A 6233-nucleotide genomic window follows, 5' to 3' on the forward strand; every position below is an offset into this window, starting at 1 on the left:
ACTACCGAACATAACATACAATTTATTTCGAAATTACTTTTAGCTGCTTATCGCAGCTCAAAAGAATTGCTGGTTTATTCTCGTATAAGTTTCCTTATATTTATTCTGTTTAATTTTCAAGGATCATTTTCATCAATCAAGAACTATTTTATTTTACCACATTAATTTAAGATTATCAATACCTTGCAAATACAAACTTTAAAAGCATTTTTAACTAATGCAGCTTTTATATTCTATCATCTTAAATGAATGGAGTCAATATATTTTTCATTTATTTTGAATAAATTTAATTCATACTTAAGCATACTATGAATTTTTTATCTAAAAGATACCATTACTAATACTCCCAACTTCTTAAAGTGAGATAAGCATTTCTTATAAGCAAAATCCATCTAAATCTAAGAATTACCTGATAAAAAAACGACTAGTGAAAATTTAATATAATATCTCACTAGCCAAAACAAAAATCATATTTTCAATATACTGTAAAAATTAATCATTTTCACTATTCTCTTTAATTTCATCACTGCAATTTATTTTAGCAATGGCAACAACTCTCTGTTCTTCACCTGTCTTCATAAGTGTAACACCCATAGTATTTCTGCTTGTAGTTGACACTTCAGAAACGTTAAGCCTTATAGCTACATTACTGCTGTTTATAAGCATAATTTCATCTTCATCCTTTACAACTCTAGCTCCAACTATTAACCCTGTTTTTTCTGTAACTTTATAAGTTATAATACCTTTTCCGCCTCTCCTGTGAATAGTATATTCATCTATAGGAGTTCTTTTGCCAAATCCATTTTCACTTATAACAAGCACATCCTGACTTTTATCTACAATGTCCATAGCAACAGCTATATCTCCATGTCTCAAGGTTATAGCCTTAACCCCTGTAGTGTTTCTACCTGTAGATCTAACATCTTTTTCACTAAATCTTATTGCATAACCATTCTTAGTAAAAATAAGTATTTCACTCTGCCCAGTAGTCATTTTAACCTGTATAAGTTCATCTTCATCTCTTAAATTTATAGCATTTATACCACTTTTTCTTATAGAAGCATATTCACTTATTTTAGTTTTCTTAATTAAGCCATTTTTAGTTGCCATTATAAAGTAATTATCTTTATCAATTTCTTTAAAAGCTATAACTGCTTGAATTTTTTCATTCACTTCCAAAGGAATTAGATTAATTAAATTTGTACCCTTAGCAGTTCTTCCTGCTTCAGGAATTTCATATCCCTTTAACTTATATACTTTACCCTTATTAGTAAAAAATAAAATATGACTGTGAGTTGAAGTGATAAATATATGTTCTACAAAATCATTTTCTTTTGTAGCCATAGCCTGTATTCCTCTTCCGCCTCTTCTCTGTGAAGAATAAGTATCTGCAGGGATTCTCTTTATATATCCTTCGTGAGTCAAAGTTATAACCACATCTTTTTCCTCAATCAAATCCTCAATATTTATATCATTATCACTCATTTGTATTTCGGTTTTTCTTTCATCACCATATTTATTTTTTATATCTATAAGTTCATCTTTAATTATATTCAAAAGAAGAGATTTATTCTCTAAGATTTCTTTTAGATATCTTATTGTCTCCATTAATTCATTATACTCATTCTCAATTTTCTGTCTTTCAAGACCTGTAAGTCTTTGAAGTCTCATATCCAATATAGCCTGGGCCTGTTTTTCAGAAAGGTTAAATTCAGTCATCAAACCATTTCTTGCAATTTCTGTAGTTTTAGAGGATCTTATTAAATTTATTACTGCATCAATATGATCCAATGCTATTTTCAATCCCTCAAGAATATGGGCTCTAGCTTGTGCTTTATCCAGGTTAAATTGAGTTCTTCTGGTTATAACTTCTTCTTGAAACTGCAAATAATATACAAGCATTTGTTTTAAATTCAACACTTTAGGCTCATTATTTACTAAGGTGAGCATTATTATACCAAAAGTATCCTGCATTCTCGTATGCTTATACAATTGGTTGAGAGTTACATTAGGATTTGCATCTCTTTTTAATTCTATTACAATCCTCATTCCCTCTCTATCTGATTCATCTCTAATATCGGATATTCCATCTACTTTTTTGTTTTTTACAAGATCGGCCATATTTTCTATCAGTTTAGATTTATTAACCTGATATGGAATCTCAGTTATTATGATTCCATTTCTTCCATTTACCTCTTCAATTTCAGTTTTAGCTCTTACAAGTATTTTACCTCTTCCAGTCTTATAAGCACTTTTTATACCAGAAGTACCGATTATTATTCCCGAAGTTGGAAAATCAGGACCTTTTATAGATGTCATAAGCTCATCAATTGTAACTTCTGGATTATCTATTATCATTATAACACCATCTATAATCTCATTAAGATTATGTGGTGGTATATTTGTAGCCATCCCAACAGCTATTCCTGCAGATCCATTTACAAGCAAGTTAGGAAATCTAGATGGCAGGACAGAAGGTTCCTTTTCCTCTCCATCAAAATTAGGAACAAAATCAACTGTATTTTTATTTATATCTCTCAACATTTCAAGAGTTATTTTATTCATCTTTGCTTCAGTATATCTCATAGCTGCTGCACTATCGCCATCTACTGATCCAAAATTTCCATGACCATCAACTAGAGTATACCTGATGGAAAAATCCTGTGCCATTCTAACTAAGGCATCGTAAACAGCTGAATCCCCATGAGGGTGATATTTACCAAGCACGTCTCCTACAATTCTTGCACATTTTCTATAGCCCTTTTCAGGGGTCAATCCAAGTTCATGCATAGAATATAATATTCTTCTATGTACAGGTTTTAATCCATCACGTACATCTGGAAGAGCACGGCTTACAATAACACTCATGGCATACTCTATATAACTTTCTTTCATTTCCTTGCTTATGTCTACTGGTAAAATTTTACCTTCATCAAACATCAACTACACCTCTCTACCTAACTATATATCTAAGTTTACAACTTTCCCAGCATTTTGTTCTATAAAATTTCTACGAGGTTCTACCTTGTCACCCATAAGTATAGTGAAGATTTCATCAGCAGCCATAGCATCATCTACATTTACTTTAATAAGTGTTCTTGTATCAGGGTTCATTGTAGTATCCCAAAGCTGTTCTGAATCCATTTCTCCAAGACCCTTGTATCTCTGTATGTCTACACTATTGTCCTTTCCCCCTAATTCATTTAGAACTATTTCAAGTTCTTCATCAGAATATGCATAGTACTCCTTTTTATTTTTATATACCCTGTATAAAGGCGGTTGAGCTATATAAACATGACCATTTTCAACTAAATCTTTCATGTATCTGTAGAAAAATGTAAGCAGCAATGTCCTTATATGCGCCCCATCTACATCTGCATCTGTCATTATTATTATTTTTCCATATCTTATTTTAGTAATATCAAATTCTTTACCTATACCTGCGCCAAAAGCTGTTATCATGGCCCTTATTTCTTCATAGCCAAGTATTTTATCAAGCCTTTGCTTTTCCACATTCATTATTTTACCTCTAAGCGGCAATATGGCCTGAAATTTCCTGTCTCTTCCCTGTTTTGCAGATCCGCCTGCAGAATCACCCTCGACTATATATATTTCACATTCAGATGAATCTTTAGATGAACAATCTGCAAGCTTTCCTGGAAGAGATGTACTTTCAAGTATTGATTTACGTCTTGTAAGCTCTCTTGCTTTTCTTGCTGCCTCTCTAGCACGGGATGCCATCAGCGACTTATTCAATATCAGTTTTGCTACTTGGGGGTTTTCTTGCAAAAAATTATTTAGACCCTCTCCTGTTATATTATCAACTATACCACGCATTTCACTATTTCCAAGTTTTGTTTTAGTTTGGCCCTCAAACTGCGGATCTACTAATTTTACGGATATCACAGCTGTAAGACCTTCTCTTATATCTTCTCCAGATAGATTTCTATCGTTTTCCTTCAATATTCCAAATTTTTTTGCATAATCATTTAAAATTCTTGTTAGGGCCGATTTAAAACCAGCTAAATGAGTTCCTCCTTCAACTGTATCTATATTATTTGCAAAAGAAAATATATTCTCAGCGTATCCATCATTGTATTGAATACCAATTTCCACAGAATAATCATCTTTTTTACCCTCTATGTATATAGGTTCTCTATGAATTACCTGTTTGTTTCTGTTTAGATAAGTTACAAATGACTTTATTCCGCCCTCATAATGAAACAGTTCTTTTTTTTCATCTCTCTCATCCTGCAAATTTATCTTTATACCTTTATTTAAAAAAGCCAGCTCCCTCAATCTCTGTGATAATATATCATAATCATATTCCACTTCCTCAAATATTTCAGGATCAGGTTTGAAATGGATTTTAGTACCATGATCTTCCGTATCACCTATTATATCCAAACCTGTTGCTACTTTTCCTCTTTTAAAAATCTGTCTCCATATATGCCCTTCTCTTTTTACTTCAACTTCACAGATTTCAGAAAGTGCATTTACCACAGATGCACCTACTCCATGAAGTCCTCCTGAAACCTTATATCCACCACCACCGAATTTTCCTCCTGCATGTAATATAGTCATTATTACCTCTACAGTGGGTTTTTTCATCTTATGATGCATTCCAACGGGCATACCTCTCCCATTATCTATAACTGTTATGGAATTATCTTTATGTATGATCACATCTATTATGTCACAATACCCTGCCAACGCTTCATCTATGCTATTATCAACTATTTCATATACCAAATGATGAAGTCCTCTTGAACTGGTGCTTCCGATATACATTCCGGGTCTTTTTCTTACAGCCTCTAAACCTTCTAACACTTGTATTTGATTTTCATCATAAACTTGTTTTTTACCTTGCAGCATATTTATCCTCCTATTTACCTTAAAGTTCATAATCTAGAGCTTTCGATCTTTTAGTCAGTGTGGATGAAGATATAGGTGATAAATAAATTTTACTTTTTTTATTTACTTCAGCAATGATAAAAGATTTAGGCTTATCTTTTGTGATCTTTTCAACAAATCCATCCTCTTCAGCCATTCTCAAAAACTGAAGCGTATCGGAATTATAAGTTGAAGTTTCAACATCAAATATCCCAATTACATCCTTTATTGGAACAACTATATTTTCACCTAAATGCAAAAACATAAGCAATCTCCTTTCAGAACTAATTCATAGCTATTCTACCATTTTTTACAACAAACAAATGCGTCTTGCCTTGAGAAATTTTTCTTATATCGTCAATTCCCGTACAGGTTATACATGTTTGTATTTTATTTATAGAATTTAATATGTAACTCTGTCTATTGGCGTCCAACTCAGATAAAACATCATCTAGTAATAGAACAGGGTATTCACCTACTATTTCCTTTATTATTTCAAGAGAAGCAAATTTCATAGTTAAGACTGAAGTTTTTTGCTGACCTTGAGAACCAAAATTTCTAACATTTATACCATTTATATTCGTAAGTAAATCATCCCTATGTGGACCGTAAAGAGTAGTGCCCCTATCTATATCACTTCTCCTATTGGAATTTAATATTTCAAACAAATTGTCTTCTGGATTTTTTAAATCCTTTAACTGTGTTATATATTTAAATTCTATATTTTCAGCTCCTGATGTTATATCGCTGTGAATAATCCTCCCCTTTTCGCTAAGTCTTTTTATATATTTATTTCTCATGTCTATTATAATTGCACCGTATTTGGATAACTGTTTATCATATACCTGAATTATGTCATTATTGTAATTGGTCCACTTTTTAAGTAGGGTATTTCTTTCATTTAGAACCTTATTGTATTGAACTAAATTGAAATAATATTTTTTACTAAATTTACAAAGTTCAATATCTAAAAATTTTCTTCTAAACATGGGTGATTCTTTAACTATTTTTAAATCTTCAGGCGAAAACATTACTACATTAAAAATTCCTATAAGATGAGATAATTTATTTACTTTTATTGAATTTATATTTATTCCTTTTTTACCTTCTTTAAATATTTTTATCTCTATGTTTTTATCTAATGCTTTTTTTTCTATGCAAGCTTTTATATAAGCTTCCTTACCCTGCCAGTTTATAAGTTCTTTATCTCTATTTGTTCTAGGAGATTTACCTATACTGCAGTAATATATACTTTCAAGTAAATTTGTTTTTCCCTGAGCGTTATCTCCTATAAAGATATTTACACCCTTACTAAAATTCATATCCAGACACTTGTAATT

General features: G+C 31.4%; 4 protein-coding genes. All 4 read right to left on the bottom strand.

Annotated elements, in window-relative coordinates; genetic code table 11:
• Positions 1-492: 492 nt before the first annotated feature.
• Positions 493-2940, bottom strand: coding sequence for a DNA gyrase subunit A (gene gyrA / locus CLLU_RS17790; protein ID WP_106011103.1), 2448 nt, complete (start codon positions 2938-2940; stop codon positions 493-495).
• A gap of 21 nt (positions 2941-2961) precedes the next feature.
• Positions 2962-4875, bottom strand: coding sequence for a DNA topoisomerase (ATP-hydrolyzing) subunit B (gene gyrB / locus CLLU_RS17795; RefSeq protein ID WP_106011104.1), 1914 nt, complete (start codon positions 4873-4875; stop codon positions 2962-2964).
• A 19-nt stretch (positions 4876-4894) separates the two neighbouring features.
• On the bottom strand, positions 4895-5158 hold the full coding sequence (remB, locus tag CLLU_RS17800) for an extracellular matrix regulator RemB (protein WP_106011105.1): 264 nt from the start codon (positions 5156-5158) through the stop codon (positions 4895-4897).
• A 19-nt stretch (positions 5159-5177) separates the two neighbouring features.
• On the bottom strand, positions 5178-6233 hold a 1056-nt coding region (gene recF / locus CLLU_RS17805; protein WP_242977745.1), incomplete at its 5' end, for a DNA replication/repair protein RecF.

It is taken from the genome of Clostridium luticellarii, from assembly GCF_002995845.1.
Taxonomy (GTDB): domain Bacteria; phylum Bacillota; class Clostridia; order Clostridiales; family Clostridiaceae; genus Clostridium_B; species Clostridium_B luticellarii.

Excerpts from the sequence above, each read along its gene's own strand:
- remB (WP_106011105.1), bottom strand. The coding sequence starts at position 5,158 with ATGTTTTTGCATTTAGGTGAAAATATAGTTGTTCCAATAAAGGATGTA.
- gyrA (WP_106011103.1), bottom strand. The coding sequence starts at position 2,940 with ATGTTTGATGAAGGTAAAATTTTACCAGTAGACATAAGCAAGGAAATG.
- gyrB (WP_106011104.1), bottom strand. The coding sequence starts at position 4,875 with ATGCTGCAAGGTAAAAAACAAGTTTATGATGAAAATCAAATACAAGTG.